This window comes from Streptomyces polygonati, assembly GCF_042650325.1.
In the GTDB taxonomy this organism is placed as follows: Bacteria; Actinomycetota; Actinomycetes; order Streptomycetales; family Streptomycetaceae; genus Actinacidiphila; species Actinacidiphila polygonati.
In genome coordinates this window covers 584,933-607,076 of record NZ_JBHSBB010000010.1, presented here as the reverse complement: position 1 = coordinate 607,076, position 22,144 = coordinate 584,933, and the positions used below count along the sequence as shown (strand labels likewise).

Annotated in this window: 22 protein-coding genes and 1 pseudogene; 12 read left to right on the top strand and 11 right to left on the bottom strand. The window is 71.9% G+C overall.

The window, feature by feature from the left end; all coding sequences use genetic code 11:
* Positions 1-29 precede the first annotated feature (29 nt).
* The 4 genes and pseudogenes from ACFO3J_RS15370 to ACFO3J_RS15355 all read left to right on the top strand — a co-directional run.
* On the top strand, positions 30-566 hold the full coding sequence (locus tag ACFO3J_RS15370; protein WP_386429944.1) for a phosphatase PAP2 family protein: 537 nt from the start codon (positions 30-32) through the stop codon (positions 564-566).
* Positions 559-1,524, top strand: coding sequence for a decaprenyl-phosphate phosphoribosyltransferase (locus tag ACFO3J_RS15365; protein ID WP_386429943.1), 966 nt, complete (start codon positions 559-561; stop codon positions 1,522-1,524). Before ACFO3J_RS15370 ends, ACFO3J_RS15365 begins: the two co-directional genes overlap by 8 nt.
* Positions 1,525-1,652: 128 nt before the next feature.
* On the top strand, positions 1,653-2,141 hold the full coding sequence (locus ACFO3J_RS15360) for a GtrA family protein (protein WP_386429942.1): 489 nt from the start codon (positions 1,653-1,655) through the stop codon (positions 2,139-2,141).
* Positions 2,129-3,097: pseudogene (locus ACFO3J_RS15355) on the top strand (YihY/virulence factor BrkB family protein); the annotation flags it as partial. The gene ACFO3J_RS15360 and the pseudogene ACFO3J_RS15355, both read left to right, overlap by 13 nt.
* Here the strand turns inward: ACFO3J_RS15355 and ACFO3J_RS15350 are convergent.
* Positions 3,033-4,358: a D-alanyl-D-alanine carboxypeptidase family protein gene (locus ACFO3J_RS15350; RefSeq protein ID WP_386430229.1), complete on the bottom strand. Its 1,326-nt coding sequence runs from the start codon at positions 4,356-4,358 to the stop codon at positions 3,033-3,035. The pseudogene ACFO3J_RS15355 and the gene ACFO3J_RS15350 sit on opposite strands and share 65 nt — an antisense overlap.
* 213 nt (positions 4,359-4,571) lie before the next feature.
* Here ACFO3J_RS15350 and ACFO3J_RS15345 point away from each other — a divergent pair, with 213 nt between their 5' ends.
* The 3 genes from ACFO3J_RS15345 (at position 4,572) to ACFO3J_RS15335 (ending at position 6,167) form a co-directional block, all read left to right on the top strand.
* Positions 4,572-4,889, top strand: coding sequence for an SCO4848 family membrane protein (locus ACFO3J_RS15345; protein WP_386429941.1), 318 nt, complete (start codon positions 4,572-4,574; stop codon positions 4,887-4,889).
* 178 nt (positions 4,890-5,067) lie between these two features.
* Positions 5,068-5,925 (top strand): helix-turn-helix domain-containing protein, encoded by an 858-nt coding sequence (locus ACFO3J_RS15340; protein ID WP_386430228.1) that lies wholly within the window; start codon positions 5,068-5,070, stop codon positions 5,923-5,925.
* On the top strand, positions 5,922-6,167 hold the full coding sequence (locus tag ACFO3J_RS15335) for a DUF397 domain-containing protein (protein ID WP_386429940.1): 246 nt from the start codon (positions 5,922-5,924) through the stop codon (positions 6,165-6,167). Before ACFO3J_RS15340 ends, ACFO3J_RS15335 begins: the two co-directional genes overlap by 4 nt.
* A 37-nt stretch (positions 6,168-6,204) precedes the next feature.
* Here ACFO3J_RS15335 and ACFO3J_RS15330 read toward each other — a convergent pair whose 3' ends face one another.
* The 4 genes from ACFO3J_RS15330 to ACFO3J_RS15315 form a co-directional block, all read right to left on the bottom strand.
* Positions 6,205-7,017 (bottom strand): TetR/AcrR family transcriptional regulator, encoded by an 813-nt coding sequence (locus ACFO3J_RS15330; RefSeq protein WP_386430227.1) that lies wholly within the window; start codon positions 7,015-7,017, stop codon positions 6,205-6,207.
* 72 nt (positions 7,018-7,089) lie between these two features.
* On the bottom strand, positions 7,090-7,797 hold the full coding sequence (locus ACFO3J_RS15325) for a DCC1-like thiol-disulfide oxidoreductase family protein (protein ID WP_386429939.1): 708 nt from the start codon (positions 7,795-7,797) through the stop codon (positions 7,090-7,092).
* A gap of 1 nt (position 7,798) precedes the next feature.
* Positions 7,799-8,209, bottom strand: a complete 411-nt coding sequence (locus ACFO3J_RS15320) for a hypothetical protein (RefSeq protein WP_386429938.1) — start codon at positions 8,207-8,209, stop codon at positions 7,799-7,801.
* A 497-nt stretch (positions 8,210-8,706) separates the two neighbouring features.
* Positions 8,707-10,920: an MMPL family transporter gene (locus ACFO3J_RS15315; protein ID WP_386430226.1), complete on the bottom strand. Its 2,214-nt coding sequence runs from the start codon at positions 10,918-10,920 to the stop codon at positions 8,707-8,709.
* A 205-nt stretch (positions 10,921-11,125) separates the two neighbouring features.
* Here ACFO3J_RS15315 and ACFO3J_RS15310 point away from each other — a divergent pair, with 205 nt between their 5' ends.
* Positions 11,126-11,935 carry a response regulator transcription factor gene (locus ACFO3J_RS15310; RefSeq protein ID WP_386429937.1) on the top strand — a complete coding sequence of 270 codons (810 nt, stop codon included), beginning with the start codon at positions 11,126-11,128 and terminating at the stop codon, positions 11,933-11,935.
* The gene (locus ACFO3J_RS15305; protein ID WP_386429936.1) at positions 11,932-13,479 is read left to right on the top strand and encodes a sensor histidine kinase; all 1,548 of its coding nucleotides are present in this window, start codon (positions 11,932-11,934) and stop codon (positions 13,477-13,479) included. Before ACFO3J_RS15310 ends, ACFO3J_RS15305 begins: the two co-directional genes overlap by 4 nt.
* A gap of 111 nt (positions 13,480-13,590) precedes the next feature.
* Here ACFO3J_RS15305 and ACFO3J_RS15300 read toward each other — a convergent pair whose 3' ends face one another.
* The 5 genes from ACFO3J_RS15300 to ACFO3J_RS15280 are packed head-to-tail and all read right to left on the bottom strand — an operon-like array spanning position 13,591 to position 17,737.
* Entirely contained in the window at positions 13,591-14,364 is a 774-nt protein-coding gene (locus ACFO3J_RS15300; RefSeq protein WP_386429935.1) for a succinate dehydrogenase iron-sulfur subunit, read from the bottom strand.
* Positions 14,364-16,118 carry a succinate dehydrogenase flavoprotein subunit gene (sdhA, locus tag ACFO3J_RS15295; protein WP_386429934.1) on the bottom strand — a complete coding sequence of 585 codons (1,755 nt, stop codon included), beginning with the start codon at positions 16,116-16,118 and terminating at the stop codon, positions 14,364-14,366. The genes ACFO3J_RS15300 and sdhA overlap by 1 nt, the downstream gene beginning before the upstream one ends.
* 37 nt (positions 16,119-16,155) lie before the next feature.
* Positions 16,156-16,647 (bottom strand): succinate dehydrogenase hydrophobic membrane anchor subunit, encoded by a 492-nt coding sequence (locus tag ACFO3J_RS15290; protein ID WP_386429933.1) that lies wholly within the window; start codon positions 16,645-16,647, stop codon positions 16,156-16,158.
* 7 nt (positions 16,648-16,654) lie between these two features.
* The gene (gene sdhC, locus ACFO3J_RS15285) at positions 16,655-17,035 is read right to left on the bottom strand and encodes a succinate dehydrogenase, cytochrome b556 subunit (RefSeq protein WP_093735429.1); all 381 of its coding nucleotides are present in this window, start codon (positions 17,033-17,035) and stop codon (positions 16,655-16,657) included.
* Between the two features lie 48 nt (positions 17,036-17,083).
* Positions 17,084-17,737: a 2-oxo-4-hydroxy-4-carboxy-5-ureidoimidazoline decarboxylase gene (locus ACFO3J_RS15280; protein ID WP_386429932.1), complete on the bottom strand. Its 654-nt coding sequence runs from the start codon at positions 17,735-17,737 to the stop codon at positions 17,084-17,086.
* Between the two features lie 342 nt (positions 17,738-18,079).
* On the opposite strand from ACFO3J_RS15280, the gene ACFO3J_RS15275 reads away from it, so the two are divergent.
* From ACFO3J_RS15275 to ACFO3J_RS15265, 3 genes are all read left to right on the top strand, one after another.
* Complete coding sequence (locus ACFO3J_RS15275) at positions 18,080-18,787, top strand: RNA polymerase sigma factor (RefSeq protein WP_386429931.1); 708 nt, start codon at positions 18,080-18,082, stop codon at positions 18,785-18,787.
* 20 nt (positions 18,788-18,807) lie between these two features.
* Positions 18,808-19,494, top strand: a complete 687-nt coding sequence (locus ACFO3J_RS15270; protein WP_386429930.1) for a hypothetical protein — start codon at positions 18,808-18,810, stop codon at positions 19,492-19,494.
* A 356-nt stretch (positions 19,495-19,850) separates the two neighbouring features.
* Positions 19,851-21,431: an acyl-CoA mutase large subunit family protein gene (locus tag ACFO3J_RS15265; protein WP_386429929.1), complete on the top strand. Its 1,581-nt coding sequence runs from the start codon at positions 19,851-19,853 to the stop codon at positions 21,429-21,431.
* A 12-nt stretch (positions 21,432-21,443) separates the two neighbouring features.
* On the opposite strand, the gene ACFO3J_RS15260 is transcribed toward ACFO3J_RS15265, so the two are convergent.
* On the bottom strand, positions 21,444-22,139 hold the full coding sequence (locus tag ACFO3J_RS15260) for a TetR/AcrR family transcriptional regulator (protein WP_386429928.1): 696 nt from the start codon (positions 22,137-22,139) through the stop codon (positions 21,444-21,446).
* Between the last annotated feature and the right edge of the window lie 5 nt (positions 22,140-22,144).

The following is a 22,144-nucleotide window of genomic DNA, read 5'->3' as shown; positions in this document are numbered from 1 at the left end:
GTCCGCCGCCCACGTGGGGAGAACCGCCGGTGCGCTACCCCGACTCCGCCGTCGCGCGGCGCGCGGACCACCATCTGCTCACCGCGCTGCGCAGATGCGGCACCCACCCCGATGTCGCGGCCGCCGCGCGCGGGCTGTCCTGGGCCGGCGAGCACGGCGCGGTGTGGCTGCTCGCCGGGCTGGCCGGCGCGGGCGCCGACCCGGCCCGGCGCCGCGCCTGGCTGCGGGCCACCGCGCTGGTCGCCGCCTCGCACGCGACGAGCATGGCCGTCAAACGCGTGGTCCGCCGCCCCCGCCCCGACCTCCCCGGCCCGGCGCCGCTGGTGCGCACCGCCGGCCGGCACAGCTTCCCCAGCTCGCACGCCGCCTCCTCCGCCGCCGCGGCCATCGCCTTCGGGGCGCTGCTGCCGCGCGGACCCTTCCCGCCGCTGGCCGCCGCGATCTGCGTGTCCCGGCTGGTGGTGGGCGTCCACTACCCGACCGATGTCGCCTTCGGCGCGCTGCTCGGCGGGGCGATGGCCCGCCTCGGCCGCCGCTGGGCACTGGCAGGTGTACGCGATGACTGATCCCTCCGCCGCACTGGTCGAGGACCCCAGCCCCGGCCCGCCCGACCGCGTCCCGCCCTCCGGCAGCTCCGCGCTGACGCTGGCCGGCGGACTGCTGCGGACCGCGCGGCCCCGGCAGTGGATGAAGAACGGGCTGGTGCTCGCCGCCCCCTTCGCCGCCGCCAAGCTGCTCAGCCCCATGGAGTCGCTGCGGCTCGCCGTGGTGCTGACGCTCTTCACCGCCTGCGCCGCCGCCGTCTATCTGATCAACGACGCCCGGGACGCCGAGGCCGACCGGGCCCACCCGGTGAAGCGCCGGCGCCCGGTGGCCAGCGGCCAGGTGCCGGTCCGCGCCGCCTACACCGCCGGCGCGGTGCTGGCCGTGCTCGCGCCCGCCACCGCCGTGCTGGCCTGCAACACCGACACCGCCGCGCTGCTGGCCGGCTATGTCGTCATGCAACTGGCCTACTGCGTGTGGCTGAAGCACGTCCTGGTCGTCGACCTGGTCATCGTCACCGGCGGCTTCCTGATGCGGGCGATGGCCGGCGGGATCGCCCTCGACATCGACCTGTCCCGCTGGTTCCTGATCACCTCCGGCTTCGGCGCGCTCTTCATGGTCGCCGCCAAGCGCTACTCCGAGCTGATGCTGATGTCCTCGCGGAAGAACGTCGCCGCCTCCCGCGCCCTGCTCAGCTCCTACACCTCCGGCTATCTGCGCTTCGTCTGGCAGCTCGCGGCGGGCGTGGCGGTGCTGGCCTACTGCCTGTGGGCGATGGAGACCGGCGGCCAGCCGCGCGGCCTGATGCCCTGGCGGCAGCTGTCGATGATCCCCTTCACCCTGTCGGTCCTGCGCTACGCGGTCTTCGCCGACGCCGGGACCGCCGGTGAGCCCGAGGACGTGGTGCTGCGGGACCGGGCGCTGGTCCTGATCGCGCTGGCGTGGGGCGTGCTGTACGTACTCGCCGTGGTCAATCAGTGAGACCACCGGGATTCCGGCGGCGGTCGGAGCGACGGGAGGCCCGGGGGCCGGGGGAGTCGGCCGGCGCGGGGCGCGCGGGCGGCCGGGCCGGGCCGGGGGAGCGCGTCGGGCGACCGATGCTGCCCGAGATGATGGGCTTCGCCTTCGCCGGGGCCGCCGCCTACATCACCGACCTGGGCCTGTTCATCTGGCTGCGCGGGCACTGGGGACTCGGCCCGCTCACCGCGAAGTCACTGTCCTTCGTGGCCAGCTGCACGGTCGCCTACCTGGGCAACTCCTTCATCACCTACCGGGGCCGCACCCCGGCGGTCGGGCGGGCCCGCCGCTACGGGGTGTTCCTGGTGGTGAACGTGGCCGGCGCCGCCGTCCAGCTGATCTGCCTGGGCTGCTCGCACTACCTGCTCGGCCTCACCACCCAGCGCGACGACCTGGTCTCCGGGCTCGGCATCGGCATGCTGCTGGGCACCGCGCTGCGGTTCTGGGGGACCCGCACCCTGGTGTTCCGCCCGGCCCGGTCCGCCGGGGCGCCCGCCCCCTCCCCTGTCCAATCCCCCGTCCAGGGCACGGCCGGCGTGCCCGACCCGGAGGAAGGTAACGGCCCCACATGGACTGGTTGACCGGGCTGCCCTGGATCGGCCCGCGTATCGCGGCCGTGATGCGCACCCACGCCTACCGGGCGTTCGACCATCTGCTGACCGTGCACTGGGCCCGGCTGGCCGCCGCCCTGACCTTCAGCAGTTTCCTGGCGCTCTTCCCGCTGCTCACCGTGGTCGCGGCGGTCGGCGCGGTGCTGCTGTCCCGGGGGCAGCTGGACGCGCTGGAGAACAAGATCTCCCAGCAGATCCCCGGCATCGCCAACCAGTTGGACATCAGCGGACTGGTCGACAACGCCGGCACCATCGGGCTGATCGCCGGCGCCGTGCTGCTCGTCACGGGCGTCAACTGGATCAGCGCGCTGCGGGGCTGCCTGCGCGCGGTCTGGGAGAAGGACGACCAGCCGCGCAACCCGCTGACCAGCAAGGTGGGGGACGCCGGAGTGCTGCTCGGCCTGGGCACCGCCGTCGTCGTCTCGCTCTCCGTCTCCGGCTTCGCCACCGAGGCCGTCGACTGGACCGCCGCCCGGCTCGGCCTGGCCCACAACGGGCCGGGACCGGCGCTGCTCACCCTGGCCGGCATCGTCCTGGCGGTCGTCGCGAGCTTCCTGATCCTGGTCTATCTGCTGACGCAGCTGCCCGCGGTGGAGCCCCCGCGCCGCGCGGTGATCCAGGCCGCGGTGATCGGCTCGGTCGTCTTCGAGGCGCTGAAGCTGGGCCTGAGCGGCTATCTGCGCGAGGTGGCCGGCAAGAACGTCTACGGCGCCTTCGGCACGCCGGTCGCGCTGCTGATCTGGATCAACTTCGTGGCCAGGCTGCTGCTGTACTGCGCCGCGTGGACGGCGACCCCGGTGCACTCACCGCCGTCGCGGACCGCCGCCGGGCAGGAGTCCGCACGGGACCCGGGCCCGCGGGCTAGCGGGCCCGACGGCGGCGCGAACGGGGACGGCCCCGCGAACGGCGGGTCCGGCTCCCATCGCCTGGACCGCCAGCTCCGACCTCGGACGGAAGCGGGCGCCGCCGTCGCACGACGATGACCACCGCCGCCAGCAGCACGGCGGTGCCCGCCGCCACGCCGACCGCCGTCCAGCGTCCCCCCGAGGAGGACACCGGAGACGTACTGGCCGCGGTCGCCACCCGAGGCTGCTGCGCCGCGCCGGGCGCCGGGGCCGACTTGCCTGCCACCGTGTGCGGCAGCTTGCTCAGCGGCGGCACGAGCGTCCCCACCGGCTTGACGACCGGCGCCGCCTTGAAGCCCCAGTCCAGCAGGGAGGCGCCCTCCCGGTAGACCTCGTCGTGCTCGGTCCCGGACGGGTTCATCACGGTGACCAGCAGCGTGCGCCCGCCGCGCTGGGCGACGCCGGTGAAGGTGGCGCCGGCGTCGGTGGTGTTGCCGTTCTTCACACCGGCGATGCCCGGGTAGCGGCTCAGGTCGTAGTCGCCGCTGAGCAGCCGGTTGGTGTTCGAGATCGCGAAGGAGCTGCGGACGCCGGTCGGCTTGCCCTGCTTGTTCTTCACGTAGTCGCCGGGGAACTGGGCGTTGACCGTCGAGCAGTAGGCCCGGAAGTCGGCGTTCTGCAGGCCCTGCCGGGCGAACAGCGTCAGGTCGTAGGCACTGCTGACCTGGCCGGGCTCGTCATAGCCGTCCGGCGTCACCACATGGGTGTCGCCGGCTTGCAGCTCGTGCGCCTCGGCGTTCATGTCGGCCACCGTCTTGGGCAGCCCGCCGTACATCGCGGACAGCACGTGCACCGCGTCGTTGCCCGACCGCAGGAAGACGCCCAGCCACAGGTCGCGCACGGAGTAGCTGAGGTTCTCCTTTATGCCCACCAGGCTGCTGCCCGCCCCCATTCCGGCGAGGTCCGACGGCACCACCTTGTGCACCTCGGTCTTGGGCAGCCTCGGCATCACCGTGTCCGCGAACAGCATCTTCAGCGTGCTGGCCGGCGGCAACTGCCAGTGCGCGTTGTGCTCGGCCAGCACCGCCCCGGTCTCGGCGTCCGCGACGATCCACGAGCGCGAGGTCAGCTTCGCCGGCAGGGCGGGCACTCCGGCCGCCGCGTTCACCTGCGTCCCCGGCACACCCAGCCGGTCCCCGCCCAGCTTCGACAGCTGCGCGGGCGGCATCGGGGTCGGCTTGGTCGTCGCTCTGGTCTGTTTGGGCGGCTTGGGCGGCGGTATCGGTGCCGCGACGGCTGTCCCGGCCCCGAACGCGACCCCGCCGAGCAGCGTGACGATCATGGACACGGCCAGCGCGGTACGACGCGGAGCGGTGGTTCCAGTCAAAAGCACCTTCCGAACGTACCGCCCCTCTCCGCACACCCGACCCACCGGGTCGGCCCCCGGCGACGTGACATCTCCCACCATTCCGTGCGGAACCCGGTCCCCGGCGCGGGGCTGCCCCGGGTCCCCCCGCCCTCGGCGGCCGACCGGGTCCGACCCATACTGGGACGTATGAAGCTCAGTCGCCGGGTGTCCTGGTTCCTCGTCGCCTTCGGCGTCTGGTCCTTGATCGTTTGGACCATCTTCGCCAAGAATCTCTGGAAGGACACCAGCGGCCTCGCCTTCCACCACGGCGACCACTCCGCCCCGACCGCCTACTTCTGGATCCACATCACCCTGGCGGTCGTCTCCTTCTTCCTGGGCGCGGCCATCGGCACGCTGGGGCTGCGGAGCGTGCTGGCGCTGCGCCGCGAGGCGGCCGAAACCGCCGGGGTCGCCCCTTCCCCCGTCCCGGCCCCGGCAGAGACCGCAGCTCAGCGGACCCGCTGACCGGGACTGCCCCCGGCGGCCCGGCATGGCCTGGGTCGCCTCTGCCTGAGTACGCTCCGGCGCCGTACGCGCACGCAGGGTAGACGGTACGGCCTCCGGCACGCGAGCATGGTGCGAGCTGTAAGCGAGCGCAAGTGAGCGGGCATGTACGCGGGAGGTGGCCGGGATGGCCGAAGGTATGAGTGGCGCGGACGTTACGGGTACGGGCGACGGGGGCGGTGAACCCGAGTCCTCGGACAGCCTGCGGACCTTCGGCGCTGTCGTACAGGCGCTGCGTGAGCACATGGGCCTGAGCCGGGAGGAGTTCGGCGCGGCGGTGAATTTCTCCAAGCACACGGTGGCCTCGATCGAGGTGGGCCGCCGGATGGCCGACGAGGAGTTCGTGGAGCGGGCGGAGAGGGTGCTGGGCAACACGGGCGCCCTGCGCAAGGCGATCAAACACATCTCGCGGCAGCCGGGGTTGGCCGCGTGGTTCCGCCGCTGGGCGCGGCTGGAACTGCTGGCGATCAGCCTCAACACGTACGAATGCCGGGTGGTGCCAGGCCTGTTGCAGACCGAGGCGTACGCGCGAGCCGTGTCCTGGAGCGTGCCGCCACTCGCCGGCGAGGCAGCCGTGGCCGCACGCATCAACGCGCGGCTGTCGCGGCAGGCGCTGCTGTCCACGGATCGCGAACCGCCGTGCGCCTTCAACTTCATCCTGGAGCAGTCGATCCTGGAACGGCACACGGGCGGGGAGGAGGTGACGCGCGACCTGCTCGATCATCTGCTGGACGTGGACGCCCGGCACTGGAACGTGGAGCTACAGATCATGCCGTTGCGGCAGCCGTCGCACGCGGGGCTGGACGGACCGATCGTCTTGCAGGAAACCCCGGAGCACCGCTGGTACGGCTACTCCGAAGGACAAGAGAGCGGGCTGTTCATCGCTGACCCGAAATCGCTCAGCGTCCTTCAACAGCGGTATGCGAAACTACGCTCGCAGGCTCTCACTCCCGAAGACTCCCGTAGCCTGCTGGAGCGATTGCGAGGGGCGCTATGAGCACGTCGGATCTGGCCTGGTTCAAGAGCAGTTACAGCGGCTCGCAGGGGGACAACTGCATAGAGGTCGCCCTCTCCTGGCACAAGTCCAGCTACAGCAGCGGGAGCGAAGGCGACTGCGTCGAGGTCGCCACCTGCCCCGAGGTCGTCCACGTCCGCGACTCCAAGGACAAGGAAGGTCCCCAACTCGCCTTCTCCCCCCAGGAGTGGTCCGCCTTCACCACCTACGCCGCCCACCTCTGACCTCCACACCCCCGGCCCGCACCTCGGGAGGGGGGCCTCAGCTTCGGGGTGGGTTCTTGGCCGGACGGCCGGGCTCTGCGGGCTTCGGCTGGGGGAGGGGGGATTTGCCTATGGTCGGCAGGATGAAGTCCTGGATCAGGGACTTGGCGTCGCGGACCAGGGGGCGGAAGGCGCGATAGCGGGACAGGGCGATGACGCGCGCGACGAACGGGGTCGATCGGCGGACGAATTCGCGGGTCCGGATGGTGTCCGGGGTGCGGTCGAAGACCCAGTAGAGGACGACGACCATCAGGTGCAGCCAGAGCAGGTCCGGGAGCAGCTCCGCGAGTTCGGCGTCGAGTTTCGGGGCGAGGTCGGATCCGTCGAGCACGTCGCGGAAGAGGGCGACGGCGGTCGCGCGGGCCGGGTGGGACTCGTTGGAGAACGGGCTGAGGGAGCTGTCCGGATCGGCGGCCGTACGGAAGAACTGGGCGGCGAACTCGTGGTAGTCGGCCGCCTCGTCGAGCCAGGAGACCAGGGCGATCTCCAGCCGCTCGGCGAAGTCCCGTACCCCCTCCATACGGGACCTCGCGTCGACGGCGTGGGCTCGCGTCATCAGGTCGTAGAACCCCTGGATCAGGAATTCCTTGGACTCGAAGTAGTAGTACGCGTTGCCGACCGAGACGCCGGCCTCCTGGGCGATGGCCCGCATCGTGGTCTTGTCGTAGCCGCGCTCCTGGAACAGCCGCATCGCCGTGTCCAGGATCACCGCCCGGGTCTGCTCGCTCTTCCCGGTCTTCGGCCGGGCCCGCCCCCCCGGCAGCTCTTCGGCCCCGGCCGCGGCCGGCTCGGCGTCGGCCCCACTGTCCATGTCCTCCACCCGGGTGAGCCTAGTGCCCTTCCCCGCACGATTTGCCCCGACAAACCGTGGGGGGCCGCGGCGCTAGCCGGGGGGTGAGCAGTCGTCCGTGCAGGCTTCGGGGGGTGGCGCGGTGGCGGGCTGGGTCCAGCCGGTGGCCGGGTCGTAGGTCCAGCCGGGTGGGGGCGGGGGGTTGGGGTCGAGTTGGCGCCAGCCGGCGGAGCCCTCGTAGACCCAGCGGGGTGCCGGGGTGGATTCCGGTGGCCGGGGAGCGCCGGACCATGGCGCTCCCCGGGCCGGTTGCCGGCCCCGCGCTCCGCCGCTCCCCTTCGGCGGTCCCCCCGCTCGGGCCGGCTGCTTCTCCCAGCGGCGCTGCGGCGGGTGCGCCTCGCGGTATTTCGCCGCGCCGAGCACCGCCGCCCGGGCCAGACGGCGGCCGGCCGGGGAGGTCAGGGTGTGCGAGAGGGTGCGGTGCTCGGCCAGCGCCCACAGGCAGACGATCCAGGCGCTGTCGCCCCGGTAGACCTGGCCGCCGTCCCCGATGACGGTGATCTCCTTGCGGGCGGCCCGCTGGTCGAGCGCCGGGAAGCGGCGTACCGCCTCCGGCGAGCCGACCGGGACCAGGTCGAGCGGTACGAGCTGCCGCTGCCGGGCCAGCCACCCGCTGGCGAAGGCGCACACCCGGCAGTCCGGGTCGTAGAGGACGGTGAGCCGTCGCAGACGTGGTCCGGCATCCAGTTGCCGCGCCGGGCGGGCGGTGGGCGCAGCGCCCGGGGGGACCTCGGCGCCCATCTCACGCGCCGGCGGGCTTCGGACCCACCGGGCCCCGCCACGCCGTCTCCGTGTGGCCGTCCGGGTCGACCGGCGGGAACTGCTCGCGCTCGATCAGGCCCCGCCGGCGGATCCTGCTGAGTACGTAGACGTTGGCCAGGTGCAACGCGCCGAGCACCAGCAGCACCACGCCGAGCTTGACGGACAGCGCCTCGAAGACCTCCCGCGCGTCCTTGATCGTGTCGCCGGACTTCAGATAGAGGGCCACGAAGCCCAAGTTGACCAGATAGAAGCCGACCACCAGCAGCCGGTTCACGGCGTCGGCCAGTGCCTCGTTGCCGTGCAGCACGTCGGCCAGGAAGACCCGGCCGTTGGAGCTCAGAGTCCTGGCGACCCACACGGTCAGGCCGACGCTGACGGCCAGATAGACCACATAGGCAAGGGACGGTCATGTTCATCGCGGAAGATTCCACCCCTCGGACCTCGAAGCGGAGCGTGAACGCTTAGTTCGCTGACTGACTTGAACGCGTTCAAACTCGCTGACGACTCGACTCTAGCGGGGCTTTTGAACATGTTCAAGCCCTACGCGCGCGGGCGCCAGGAGAGCCGGCGGGCCAGCGGTCGGCGGGCCGCGCGGCTGCGCTGGCGGGGCGGCCGGGCGGGCGGGGCGGCCGGGCGGGCGGTGCGGCCGGGCGGGCGGTGCGACCGTGCCCGCCGGTCGTTCGCGGGGCGCGGGCCGTCGTGGGCCGGTCGCGCAGTTCCCCGCGCCCCTGTAGGGCGCCGCGTACCGCGCGCTCGCCGCGCCCCTGTGCCGACGCCGTGGCGGGCTCGCGTCCGCAGCCGTGACCGCACAGCAAAGGGCCCGGCCCCCACCGAAGTGGGAGCCGGGCCCTTGCGAACCAATCAGTAACGAGTGCCGCCAGGCACCACTTACCTGCCGCGCACCCCCGGTCCGCTCGGCACCGGGTCGCCCCCCGCGTCCGGAAGCGGCGCGGGCGCGGACTGCGGGCCGTCGTCCTCGGCCGCCTCCACCGCGAGGTGCGGGAGCCGGCGGTCGAGCCAGCCCGGCAGCCACCAGTTGGCGGTGCCGAACATATGCATCAGCGACGGCACCAGCACCGTCCGCAGGATGAACGCGTCCAGGGCCACCGCGCCGGCCAGGCCCACGCCGAACATCGCCAGCACCCGCTGGCCGCTGAGGACGAAGGCCGCGAAGACGCAGATCATGATGACCGCGGCCGAGTTGATCACCCGGCTGGTCTCGGCCAGGCCGACCCGGACCGCCCGGGCGTTGTCCCGGGTGTGCATCCACTCCTCGTGCATCCGGCTGACCAGGAAGACCTGGTAGTCCATCGACAGCCCGAACAGCAGGGACAGCATGATCACCGGCAGGAAGGCGTCGACCGGCCCGGCCCGTCCGGCGATCGAACCGCCCCAGCCCCACTGGAAGCAGGCGACCAGCACACCGAAGGACGCCGCCGCTGCCACCAGGTTCATCACGGCCGCGGTGAGCGGCACCACCAGACTGCGGAACGCGAACAGCAGCAGCACGAAGCCGAGCGCGATGATCACACCGATGAACAGCGGCAGCTTCCCGAACAGGACGGTCGAGAAGTCCTTGAAGATCGCGGTCTGCCCGCCCACGTAGGCCTTCATCGTGGTGCCGCGCTCGGCGGCCGGGACCACGTCGTGCCGCAGGTGGTCGATGAGGTCGGAGGTCGCCTTGTCCTGCGGGGAGGTGGTCGGCACCGCGTCGATCAGCGCCACCGTGGCGTCCGGCTTCATCGGCACCGCCGCCGCGAAGGCGATCCCGTCGGTGGTCTTCAGCTTCGCCACCAGCCCATTCAGTGCGGTCCGGTCGGCGGCGGTCGGCACCTCGGCCAGGATCGTCAGCGGACCGTTGAAGCCCGGTCCGAAGCCGCTCGCCAGCATGTCGTAGGCCTTGCGGGTGGTGGTCGTGGTCGGGTTGTTGCCCTGGTCGGAGGAGCCGAGCCGCAGCGACAGCGCCGGTATCGCCAAGGTGGCCATCACCGCCACCGCCACGACGGCCAGCGAGCGCGGGTGCCGCTGGAGGAAGGACGACCAGCGGGCGGCCGTGCCCGTGGTGGACATCTGCTCCGCTCCGTCGGCGGCCAGCCGGCGCCGCTGCCGGCGGCTGAGCACCCGCATACCGAGCACGCCCAGCAGCGCGGGCAGCAGGGTGACGGCCGCGGCGACGGTGATCACCACGGTCAGCGCGGAGGCCACCGCCACCCCGTTGAGGAAGGTCAGCCGCAGCGTGAACATCCCCAGCAGCGCGATGCACACCGTGCCGCCGGCGAAGAGAACCGCCCGCCCCGAGGTGTTCAGCGCGGTGACCGCCGCCTCTTCGGGACTTCGGCCGCGCAGAATGCCCTTGCGGTGCCGGGTCACGATGAACAGCGCGTAGTCGATCCCCACCCCGAGCCCGACCAGCGTGGCCAGCTGCGGGGCGAAGTCCGCCACATCCATGCCGTGGCTGAGCAGGATGATCGCCGACGACGAGATGCCGATGCCGAACAGCGCGGTGACCAGCGGCACCAGCATGCCGAACAGCGAGCCCAGCGCCAGGAACAGCACCACGCCCGCGGCGGCGATACCGACGCCCTCGGCCAGCCCCGGCAGCGGCTGTTCGGCCTGGGCCGGCCGGTTGCCGCCGACCTCCACCGACAGGCCCTGGGCCTTGGCGGTGTGGGCCGTGTCGATCAGCGCCTGCGCCTGATCGAGGTCCATGTCGTTGCCGAGCTTGGTGTACGTGACGGTGGCGTACGCGGTACGCCCGTCCTTGCTGATCTGCGAAGCGCCCGCCGCGTCGTACGGACTGCCGACGGTGCCGACGTCCTTCTGCGCGGCGACCTTCGCCAGCATCGGGTCGATCCGCTGCCGTACCGAGGGGTCGCGCACCGAACCGGAGTCGACGTGCCAGACCACGGTGTCGGCCTCGCCCGCCTGCTGGGGGAGCACCTTGCCGAGCAGGCTCAGCACCTTCGAGGACTCGGTGCCCTTGAGGGAGAACGCGTTGGAGTAGCTGTCCCCCAGTGTCCTGCCGGCCCCGCCGACGACCAGCAGTGCCACCAGCCAGAGCAGGATCACCGTCCACTTGTGCCGGAAGCACCATCGCGCCACTGCGGCCACGCCTCACACCCCTGTTCGTCGGTACGGTCCTGTTCACCTCCCGGCTCCCGCCCGGCGAAAAAGGCCGGGGAAGCCGGGGAATGACTTCAGCGTCCGTGGCCGACCCGCCCGGAACCAAGCCGATCCGGGTTCTCTCAAGGAACTCCAAGGTTCGGGCCGTGCCGCCGTTGCCGCCGGGTTACGGATACTGGTGGGCATGGACGCCTCCGCGCTCACCCCGGCAGCCGCACCCGCACCCGCCCCGGCGCAGGCCACCGCGCCCGCCGCCGGGCAGGCCACCGTGCTCATCGTCGAAGACGAACCGGGCATCGCCGACATTCTGCGGATCACCTTGAAATACAACGGGTTCACCGTGCTCAGCGCGGCCACCGGACGCGAGGCGGTGGCCGCCGCCCGCGAACACCGGCCCGATCTGGTGCTGCTGGACGTGATGCTGCCGGACGGCAACGGCTGGGAGGTCTGCCGCGCCCTGCGCGAGCAGCGGGCCGCCGAGGCGGGCGGCGAAGCGGAGGACGATCTGGGCATCATCTTCGTCACCGCCCGGGACGCGCCCCGCGATCTGGTGGCCGGGCTGGCGCTGGGCGGGGACGACTACATCACCAAGCCGTTCGGGGTGGACGAGGTGGTGGCCCGGGTGCACGCTGTGCTGCGCCGCACCCGGCGCCGTGCGGACCGGCTGGCCGGCCGGACGCTGCGCCACGGCGATCTGGAGATGGACGAGGCGACGTACACCGTGCGGCGTGCCGGGCGGCCGGTGGAGCTGACACCGACCGAGTACAACCTGCTGCGGCACCTGCTGCGCAACGCCGGCCGCATCCTGACCAAGGAGCAGCTGCTCCAGCATGTGTGGCAGTACGAGACGGCGGTGTCCTCCACGGTGGTGGAGACCTACATCTCCTATCTGCGGCGCAAGCTGGACCGGCTGGGGCCGCCGCTGATCGAGACCCGGCGGGGGATCGGCTACGGGCTGCGCGCGCTGGAACCGGCGGAAGGGCCCGAGCGGTGAACGCCTGCGGTTTCTGGCCCCGGCCCCAGTCGCTGCGCGGCCGGTTCACCATCGCCAATGTGCTCTTCCTGGCCGCCGGCCTGCTGCTGGCCGCGGCCGCCAGCATCGCCGCCACCTACATGGTGCTGGTCGGGCAGATCGACGACTCGCTGAAGTCCTCCCAGTCGTCGCTGGAGCAGACCTCGGTCACCGAGGGCGGGCTGAAGCAGCTGTGCACGCTGGCGGGGCTGCTGCAGAGCGGCAAGAGCGGCTCGGCGATCGCCCAGGCCTTCGCGCAGGACCTGTTCATCGTGCTGGACAAGCACGGCCGCCCGGCCGAGGTGTGCCGGAACGACACCACACCGGTGAGCGAGGAGCAGTCCCAGCTGGCCGCCGCGCTGCCCGACCCGGCCCGGCTGGCCCGCAGCGGCGACCCGGCCACCGTGGAGACCGGGATGATGGAGTACCGGGTGGTGGCCCTGCGGCTGTCCGACGGCACCATCCTGGTCAAGGGCATGCGGATGAGCGGGGTCAAGCGGGCGATCGGCAAGCTGCTCATCGTGGAGAGCGCGGTCGGCGCCGTCCTGCTCGGGCTGCTCGCCACCGGCTCGCTGACCGCGGCCCGGCGCCGGCTCAGCCCGCTGGAGGACATGGTGCAGACCGCCTCCGCGATAGCCGAGGGCGATCTGTCCCGCCGGATCGGCACCGCCCGGCACGGCTCCAGCGAAGTGGAGCAGCTCAGCAGCGCGCTCAACGCGATGCTCCAGCAGATCGAGGCCGCGCTGACCGAGAGCGAACGCGCCACCAGCCAGCAGCGGCAGTTCCTCGCCGACGCCTCGCACGAGCTGCGCACCCCGCTGGCCTCGGTACGCGGCTATCTCCAGCTCTACGAGAAGGGCATGCTGGACGCCGAGGAGAAGGACCGGGCGCTGACCCGGGTCTCGGCCGAGGCGCTGCGGATGAGCCGCCTGGTGGACGAACTCCTCGCGCTGGCCCGGCTCGACGACCGCCCGGCGCTGGTCTTCCGCCCGGTGGACCTCGGCTGCCTGGTCCGCGACGCCGCCGCCGACCTGGCCGCGCAGCAGCCCGAGCGGCCGCTGACCCTGCTGCTGCCGGACTGCGACTCCGCGCCGCCGTACGTGATCGGTGACGAGGCCGGGCTGCGGCAGGTGGTCGGCAATCTGCTGGCGAACGTACGGGTGCACACCCCGGCCGGCTCGCCGGTCACCGTGGAGGTCGCGGCCCGCGAGGGCGGCGAGGTCGGGCTGCGGATCAGCGACCGCGGGCCCGGTCTGAGCGAGGCGGACGCGGCCCGCGCCTTCGACCGCTTCTTCCGGGCGGACCCCGAGCGGGCCCGGGAGACCGGCGGCGCGGGGCTGGGCATGTCCATCGTCCAAGCGCTGGTGCTGGCCCACCACGGCACGGTCGCGCTGGACACCGCGCCGGGCGCGGGCCTGACCGTACGGGTCACCCTGCCCGCCGCCGAGCCGCCGGCCGCCGTACCCACGACGGCAGCGGCAGCGGCAGCGGCAGCCGCCGCGTCCGCCGCCGTCGCCGTGTCCTGAGCCGGGCCGCCCGGGCCGCCCCGGGCCGAAGCGAAGGCCCCGCCTCCGCGAGGGAGACGGGGCCGGGCGGGGCGAGGGCCGCCGCCGGGAAAGCGGGCCGCCGCGGAAAGATCAGAAGCGGCGGGTGATCAGCGCGCGCTTGACCTCGGCGATCGCCTTGGTGACCTCGATGCCGCGCGGGCACGCGTCCGTGCAGTTGAAGGTGGTGCGGCAGCGCCAGACGCCGTCCTTGTCGCTCAGGATCTCCAGCCGCTGCTCGGCGCCCTCGTCGCGGGAGTCGAAGATGAAGCGGTGGGCGTTGACGATGGCCGCCGGGCCGAAGTACTGGCCGTCGTTCCAGAACACCGGGCAGGCCGAGGTGCAGGCCGCGCACAGGATGCACTTGGTGGTGTCGTCGAACCGCTCGCGGTCCTCGGCGGACTGGAGCCGCTCGCGGGTCGGCTCGTTGCCCTTGGTGATCAGGAAGGGCATCACATCGCGGTAGGCCTGGAAGAACGGGTCCATGTCGACCACGAGGTCCTTCAGGACCGTGAGTCCCTTTATGGGCTCGATCGTGATCGGCTTGTCCGGGTTGAGATCCTTGATCAGGGTCTTGCAGGCCAGCCGGTTCTTGCCGTTGATCCGCATCGCGTCCGACCCGCACACCCCGTGCGCGCAGGAGCGGCGGAAGGTCAAGGTGCCGTCGATCTCCCACTTGACCTTGTGGAGGGCGTCCAGGACGCGCTCCTTGGGGTCGATCGGGATCCGGTAGTCGACCCACTGCACCTCGGCCGAGACCTCCGGGTTGAACCGGCGGACCCGCAGCGTGACGGTGATCAGGTGCGACTCGGCGGACTCCGCGGCGTCCATGGCCGGGGAGTTGTGGTCGAGCGTCGGGGTGCTCATCAGTACTTACGCTCCATCGGCTGGTAGCGGGTCTGCACGACCGGCTTGTAGTCGAGGCGGATCGACTCGGTGCCGCTCGCCTCCACCTCGCGGTAGGCCATCGTGTGCCGCATGAAGTTCACGTCGTCGCGGTTCGGGAAGTCCTCGCGGTAGTGACCGCCGCGGGACTCCTTGCGGGCCAGCGCGGAGACGGCCATCACCTCGGCCAGGTCGAGCAGGTTGCCCAGCTCGACGGCCTCCAGCAGGTCGGTGTTGAACCGCTTGCCCTTGTCCTGGATGGACACCCGCAGATAGCGGTCCCGCAGCTCGCCGATCTTCTCGACGGCGGTCTTGATGGTCTGCTCGGTGCGGAACACCATCACATTGGCGTCCATGCACTCCTGCAGCTCGGTGCGGATCTGCGACACCCGCTCGTTGCCCGCGCCGGAGCGCAGCCGCTCGATCTGCGCCTCGACCATCGCGGCCGGGTTCTCCGGCAGCTCCACGAAGTCGTTGGCGTGCGCGTACTCGGCGGCGGCGATGCCGGAGCGGCGGCCGAACACGTTGATGTCCAGCAGCGAGTTGGTGCCGAGCCGGTTGGCGCCGTGCACGGACACGCAGGCGACCTCGCCGGCCGCGTACAGGCCGGGCACCACCGAGGTGTTGTCCGAGAGCACCTCGCCCTGGACGTTGGTCGGGATGCCGCCCATCGCGTAGTGCGCGGTCGGCTGGATCGGGATCGGGTCGGTGTACGGCTCGATACCCAGGTACGTACGGGCGAACTCGGTGATGTCCGGGAGCTTCGCGTCCAGCTGCTCCGGCGGCAGGTGGGTCAGGTCCAGGTACACATGGTCGCCGGCCGGACCGCAGCCGCGGCCCTCGCGGATCTCGGTGTAGATGGCCCGGGACACCACGTCCCGCGAGGCGAGGTCCTTCATGACCGGCGCGTACTTCTCCATGAAGCGCTCGCCGTCCTTGTTGCGCAGGATGCCGCCCTCACCGCGGGCACCCTCGGTGAGCAGGATGCCCATCCGCCAGATGCCGGTCGGGTGGAACTGGAAGAACTCCATGTCCTCCAGCGGCAGTCCGCGCCGGTAGACCGCGGCCTGGCCGTCACCGGTCAGGGTGTGCGCGTTCGAGGTCACCTTGAAGAACTTGCCGGTGCCGCCGGAGGCGTAGATCACGGCCTTGGCCTGGAAGACGTGGATCTCGCCGGTGGCCAGCTCGTAGGCGACCACGCCGGACGACCGCCGTACGCCGTCCACCTCGGTGAGCAGCTGGTCCAGGACGTAGAACTCGTTGAAGAACTCCACACCCTCCTTGACGCAGTTCTGGTACAGCGTCTGGAGGATCATGTGGCCGGTGCGGTCGGCGGCGTAGCAGGACCGGCGCACGGCGGCCTCGCCGTGGTTGCGGGTGTGGCCGCCGAACCGGCGCTGGTCGATCTTGCCCTCGGGCGTCCGGTTGAACGGCAGGCCCATCCGCTCCAGGTCGAGGACCGCGTCGATGGCCTCCTTCGCCAGGATCTCGGCGGCGTCCTGGTCGACCAGGTAGTCGCCGCCCTTGATCGTGTCGAAGGTGTGCCACTCCCAGTTGTCCTCCTCGACGTTCGCCAGGGCGGCGGCCATGCCGCCCTGGGCCGCGCCGGTGTGGGACCGGGTGGGGTAGAGCTTGGTCAGGACGGCGGTGCGGCTGCGCTTGGTGGCCTCGATGGCGGCACGCATACCGGCGCCGCCCGCGCCGACGATGACGGTGTCGTACTTGTGGATCTGCATTGGGGGTCGCTTCCCTGTTCCAGCCCTGGCTCAGCGCTTAGCGGATGTTCGGGTCGAAGGTGAAGATCACCAGCGAACCCAGCACGATGGTGAACACGACTGCGGTGAACAGCAGTGTCTTGAGCCAGACGCGGGTGCTGGCCTGCTCGGCATAGTCGTTGATCACGGTGCGCAGACCGTTGCCGCCGTGCAGCATGGCCAGCCACAGCATGGCCAGGTCCCAGTACTGCCAGAAGGGCGAGGCCCAGCGGCCGGCCACGAAGGCGAAGCCGATCCGGCTGACACCGCCGTCGAGCACGAGCTGGATCAGCAGGTGGCCCAGGACCAGGACGACCAGGACGACACCGGACAGCCGCATGAACAGCCAGCCGTAGAGCTCGAAGTTGGTCCGGGAGGACCTGCGGGAGCTGGGCGTGCGCGAGGTGCGGGCGCGCGGCGCCTCGATGAACGGCGCCGGGTTGTCCGGGCCGTACGAGGCGCTGGAGCCGGTCAGCTCCACGGCTTCCGTGGGGGTGACATCAGTGGCCATGTGTCGTTCAGCTCCCGAACAGGACTCGTGCGGCGTGGCCGAGGACCGGGTAGATCGCGCCGATCATCAGCAGGATCCACAGGCCCATCACGGTCCAGAACATCTGCTTCTGGTAGCGCGGGCCCTGCGTCCAGTAGTCGACCGCGATGATGCGCAGGCCGTTCAGCGCGTGGAACAGGATCGCGGCGACGAGTCCGTACTCCAGCAGGCTGACGATGGGGGTCTTATAGGTCGAGACGACCTTGTCGTAGTCCTCGGGGGAGACGCGCACCAGCGCGGTGTCGAGGACATGGACGAACAGGAAGAAGAAAATGAGGACACCGGTGACTCGATGAGCCACCCACGACCACATGCCTTCCCGGCCGCGGTACAGCGTTCCAGCCGGCACGGAAAAACCCTCCGGGAGCGGTACGAGGGCTGCCGGCTTCGGTGTCGGTCACGCCCGGCCGGGTACGGTCCACCGGCCCCGGCCATCGTAGCGACGCGCTGTCGGCTCCGTACCACGGGGTGGTCCAGGTGTGAGTGATCCCGCACCACCGGGTGACGCGCGGGGCGGCGCGGGAGCCGATCCGGCGGCGGAGGAGGGCGGGAAGCGCAGGTCCCGGTACCCGCGCGCGGGCAGGTCGGTGGCGGCGGCGAGCCGGCGCAGCCGGGCCCGGCAGATCCGCCGCAGCTGCTCGGCGGTGACCGCCGACTCCTCGTCCTTCTCGTGGCCCAGCCGCTGATGCAGGCTGACCAGGGTCAGGTCGAGCGCCTCGGCGGGTCCGGCGGCCGACAGGTCGATCACGAAGGCGTGCTGGAACTTCGCCTCGTAGGCGGCGTGGGCGGCGCGCAGCGCGGTGTGCGCTGCGAGATTGCCGCGGTCGGCGAGTGCGGTGGTGGCCTCGCCGGCCAGCGCTTCGTCCAGGTCGGCGGACGTCAGGTCGTACGCCGCCTCGTCCGCCGCGGCCAGCAGCGACTCCAGCGTCGGGTACGGCCGGTGGGCGGTCATCCGGCGGACCCAGCGGCGGGACCCGCAGCAGGACCGCAGGGCGGCTTCGGCGACCACGGTGGGGGCGTGGTTGAGCAGGGCCAGCCCTTCTGGGGGCATGTCGCTGGACAGCGGCGGGCTCCTGGGTGATCTCGGGCGACCGTACGGGGACGCGTACGGCGCGCACGTGCAGGTGTGGGGGGTGCTTACGGCGCCAGGGGTGCGGCGGGGTGCGCTCAACTGTACGGGCGGGCGCGGGCGGCCCGGGCGGGGGGCACGGAATTTCACCCGTACGTGAAGCGGCGCGATGGCTGATTGACAGCCCCGTCGTGCGCACCTGGCCGGCCCGGCACACGGCATATGACGACGGCCGGGGTCCGCCTCCCCCCACAGGAGCGTCCCCGGCCGCCATTTGTACGGCGTCACCGACTCCAAAAGTGTCACCGGCCCTCATGAGGCAGGATGGGGACGGTGTTCGAGGGGGTGGGCCCGTACGTGGATCTGGATACCGCGGTGAGCGCGGCGCAGGGCGGTGACGAGACCGCCTTCAGAGTCGTGTACCGCGCCGTGCAGCCGCAGTTGCTGCAGTACGTCCGCAGCCTGGTCGGACCGGCCGACGCCGAGGACGTCGCGTCCGAGGCCTGGTTGCAGATAGCCCGCGACCTGCCCAATTTCCGCGGCGACGGCGCGTCGGTGCGCGGCTGGGCGGCCCGGATCGCCCGTAACCGCGCGCTGGACCACATCCGCGCCCGCAGCCGCCGCCCGGTCTCCGGGGCCGGGGTGGACGAACTCGTCCAGCTCCCGGACCGGGCGGACACCGCCGGGGAGGCGCTGGACGCGGTGGCCACCGACCGCGCGCTGGCCGCGATCGCGGCCCTGCCGCGCGAGCAGGCCGAAGCGGTGCTGCTCCGGGTGGTGATGGGCCTGGACTCCACGAGCGCGGCCCGGGTGCTGGGCAAACGGGCCGGCTCGGTGCGGATGGCGACCCACCGGGGGCTGCGCCGGCTGGCCGAGATCCTGGAACTGGAGGACCGGGACGATCAGGGGGCAGCGGGGGTATCGGAGGGAGTGGCGGAGGCGGAGGCGCCGGAGAGGGTGGAGACGGCGGACCGGCCGGGGACGGGCGGCCGACCGGCCGATGTGACGGTTTCGGCCTCCAAGGCGCTGTGAGCAAGTGACATGGAAGTGACATGAGCGACGACGGACGAGGCGAACTCGCCGACGCGGTGGCCGCCGCGCGGCTCGGCCGGCTGCTGCTGACGGCCGGCGGCCCGCCCGCGGCCCTGGACCCGGTCCGGGAGGAGGCCGCGCTGGCGGCCTTCCGGGCCGCGCGCTCCTCGGCGGGGCCGGTGGTGCGGGCCGGGCGGGTGCTGCGGGTGGCCGCCGCCGCGCTGGTGTCGCTGGTCGCGCTCAGCGGGGTCGCGGTCGCGGTGGGCGCCGGCACCGGGCGGACGCTGCTGCCCGGCGCGGGCTCCGGCAGGGTCCCGGTGAGCGGGCCGCCGGCCGCGGTCACCCCGGCGGACCGTACGGCGGCCCCGAGCGTCGAGGTGTCCGCCGGTGCTTCGCCCCCGGGCACGGCCGCCGCCGGCCGCGGCGAACGGCTCGTCAGACCGCACCGGGCCCATCACCCGCACGGCGCGCACGGGCACGGCGCCGGCAAGCGCGTCAAGAGTGCCGAGAACGCCGAGAAGGGCGGGGAGGGCAAGAAGGCCAAGAGCGCCAAGAGCGCCAAGAGCGCCAAGAACGCCAAGAACGCCGTCAAGTCCCCGCCCGGCGCGGCCCGGCAGCCCGCCCGTGCCCCCGGCGGTCACAACCGCACCGCGCGGCACAAACCTCACCCCAGCGGACGTACCGCCGAGGGGGAGGGGCACAGGTGACACTTCCGGGCGGGGATGCGCTGTAGCAAGTGAACCGACTGGTCATCGGTTCGGTGGACCCCGGTTCTCCCCGTATCGGGGTCCGCGTCCAGAGCGCGGTCGGGCGCATTCCCCCTGCCCGGCCGCGCTCGTCCGCCTCCACGAGCCCCGGCAAGTCCCGGGCGTCGGCAGGCCGGTTGCGGGACGTCTCCGGCGCGGAGTGCTAGGACTGTCGGGAAGGTGTGTGAGGAAGGTCCCAGCCGGGACCGCCGGACGGCACGCGCGGACGCCGCTACAGTCCGTTGCGAGCTCCCGGAACTTACTTTCCGGTAGCTACATTCAGCTTTTTCCAGCTTCATCCAGCGGAGGCGTGAACCATGACGCGCGAGTCGGAATCCGGTCTGCCCATCGAACCGGTCTACGGTCCCGAGGCGCTGAAGGACTGGGACGCCGAGGAGCGGCTGGGGGAGCCCGGCGGCTATCCGTACACCCGGGGGGTCTACCCGTCGATGTACACCGGACGGCCCTGGACGATGCGGCAGTACGCCGGTTTCGGCACCGCCACCGAGTCCAACGCCCGCTACCAGCAGCTCATCGCCCACGGCACGATGGGCCTGTCCGTCGCCTTCGACCTGCCCACCCAGATGGGCCACGACTCCGACGCGGCCATCTCCCACGGCGAGGTCGGCAAGGTCGGCGTCGCCATCGACTCGATCGAGGACATGCGGCTGCTGTTCGCGGGCATCCCGCTGGACAAGGTCTCGACCTCGATGACCATCAACGCCCCGGCCGCCCTGCTGCTGCTCCTGTACCAACTGGTCGCCGAGGAACAGGGCGTGGCCGCCTCGGAGTTGACCGGCACCATCCAGAACGACGTGCTGAAGGAGTACATCGCCCGGGGGACGTACATCTTCCCGCCCAAGCCGAGCCTGCGGCTGATCGCGGACATCTTCGCGTACTGCAAGGCGGAGATCCCCAAGTGGAACACCATCTCGATCTCCGGCTACCACATGGCCGAAGCGGGCGCCTCGCCCGCGCAGGAGATCGCCTTCACGCTCGCCGACGGCATCCAGTACGTCCGGACCGCGATCGACGCGGGCATGGACGTCGACGACTTCGGGCCGCGGCTGTCGTTCTTCTTCGTCTCCCGGACCACCATCCTGGAGGAGGTCGCCAAGTTCCGTGCCGCGCGCCGGATCTGGGCCCGGGTGATGCGGGAGGAGTTCGGCGCGAAGAACCCCAAGTCGCAGATGCTGCGCTTCCACACCCAGACCGCCGGCGTCCAACTGACCGCGCAGCAGCCCGAGATCAATCTGGTCCGGGTCGCGGTCCAGGGACTGGCCGCGGTGCTGGGTGGCACCCAGTCGCTGCACACCAACTCCTTCGACGAGGCCATCGCGCTGCCCACCGACAAGTCCGCCCGGCTGGCGCTGCGTACGCAGCAGATCCTGGCCTACGAGACCGATGTGACCGCCACCGTGGACCCGTTCGCCGGGTCGTACGTCATGGAGAAGATGACCGATGACGTCGAGGTCGCCGCACTGGAGCTGATGGCGAGGATCGAGGAACTCGGCGGCGCGGTCGACGCGATCGAACAGGGCTTCCAGAAGGGCGAGATCGAGCGCAACGCGTACCGCATCGCGCTGGAGACCGACTCGGGGGAGCGGGTGGTGGTCGGGGTGAACCGCTACCAGCTCGACGAGGAGGAGCCGTACGAACCGCTGCGGGTGGACCCGGCGATCGAGGCCCAGCAGGCGCGGCGGCTGGCGGACCTGCGGGCCGGCCGTGACCAGGCCGCCGTGGACCGCGCCCTGACCGAGCTGCGCGCCGCCGCCGAGGGCTCCGGCAATGTGCTCTATCCGATGAAGGACGCGCTGCGTGCCAGCGCCACCGTGGGCGAGGTCTGCGACGCGCTGCGCGAGGTGTGGGGTACGTACGTCCCCACCGACTCCTTCTGAACAGCCCGGGGGTCAGGACGCCTGGCGCGTCGCGTACCGCAGGACCCGCTCGCCGAGCAGCCCCTCCATCGTGTCCAGCAGCTCCAGCGCCGCCCGCGCGATGACGTCGGGGGTCTGCCCGGCGCGGGTCCGGTCGCCGATGTCCCGGAAGAGCTGCTCCTGCGCCCAGCCGAGCTGGGAGGCCACCAGCCGGGGCAGCGGATCGTCGAGGGAGGCCCCGGTCTCGTCGGCCAGCGCCGACGCCAGCGCGTCGACCATCTCGCGCCGGATCGTGTCCAGCCGGACGGCCAGGGTGGGCTCGGCGCGGATCATCTCCAGGAAGCGGCCGAAGCCCTGGGTGAGGCCCGCCATCCGCTCGCCGTGGCGCAGTTCGGCCCGCAGCGCGGCGAACACCGCGTCCGCCGCCGAGTGTCCGCGCGGCCGGTCGGCGGCCATCCGCACCATGCGCTGCGCGGACGCCTCGTCCGGGTAGAAGACGAGGTCTTCCTTGGAGGGGAAGTAGGTGTAGACGGAGTTGACCGACACCTCGGCGGTGCGCGCCACCTCGGCGATGGTGACCCGTCCGAAGCCGTGCTCCAGGAAAAGCCTGGTGGCGACCTCGGCGATGTGTCTGCGCGTCCGCCGTCTCTTCTCGTCGCGCAGCCCGAGGGCGACGATCTCCTGAGCGCGGGTCGGCTCACGTACCATGCCGCGGGTGATTTCGCTCACCCCCA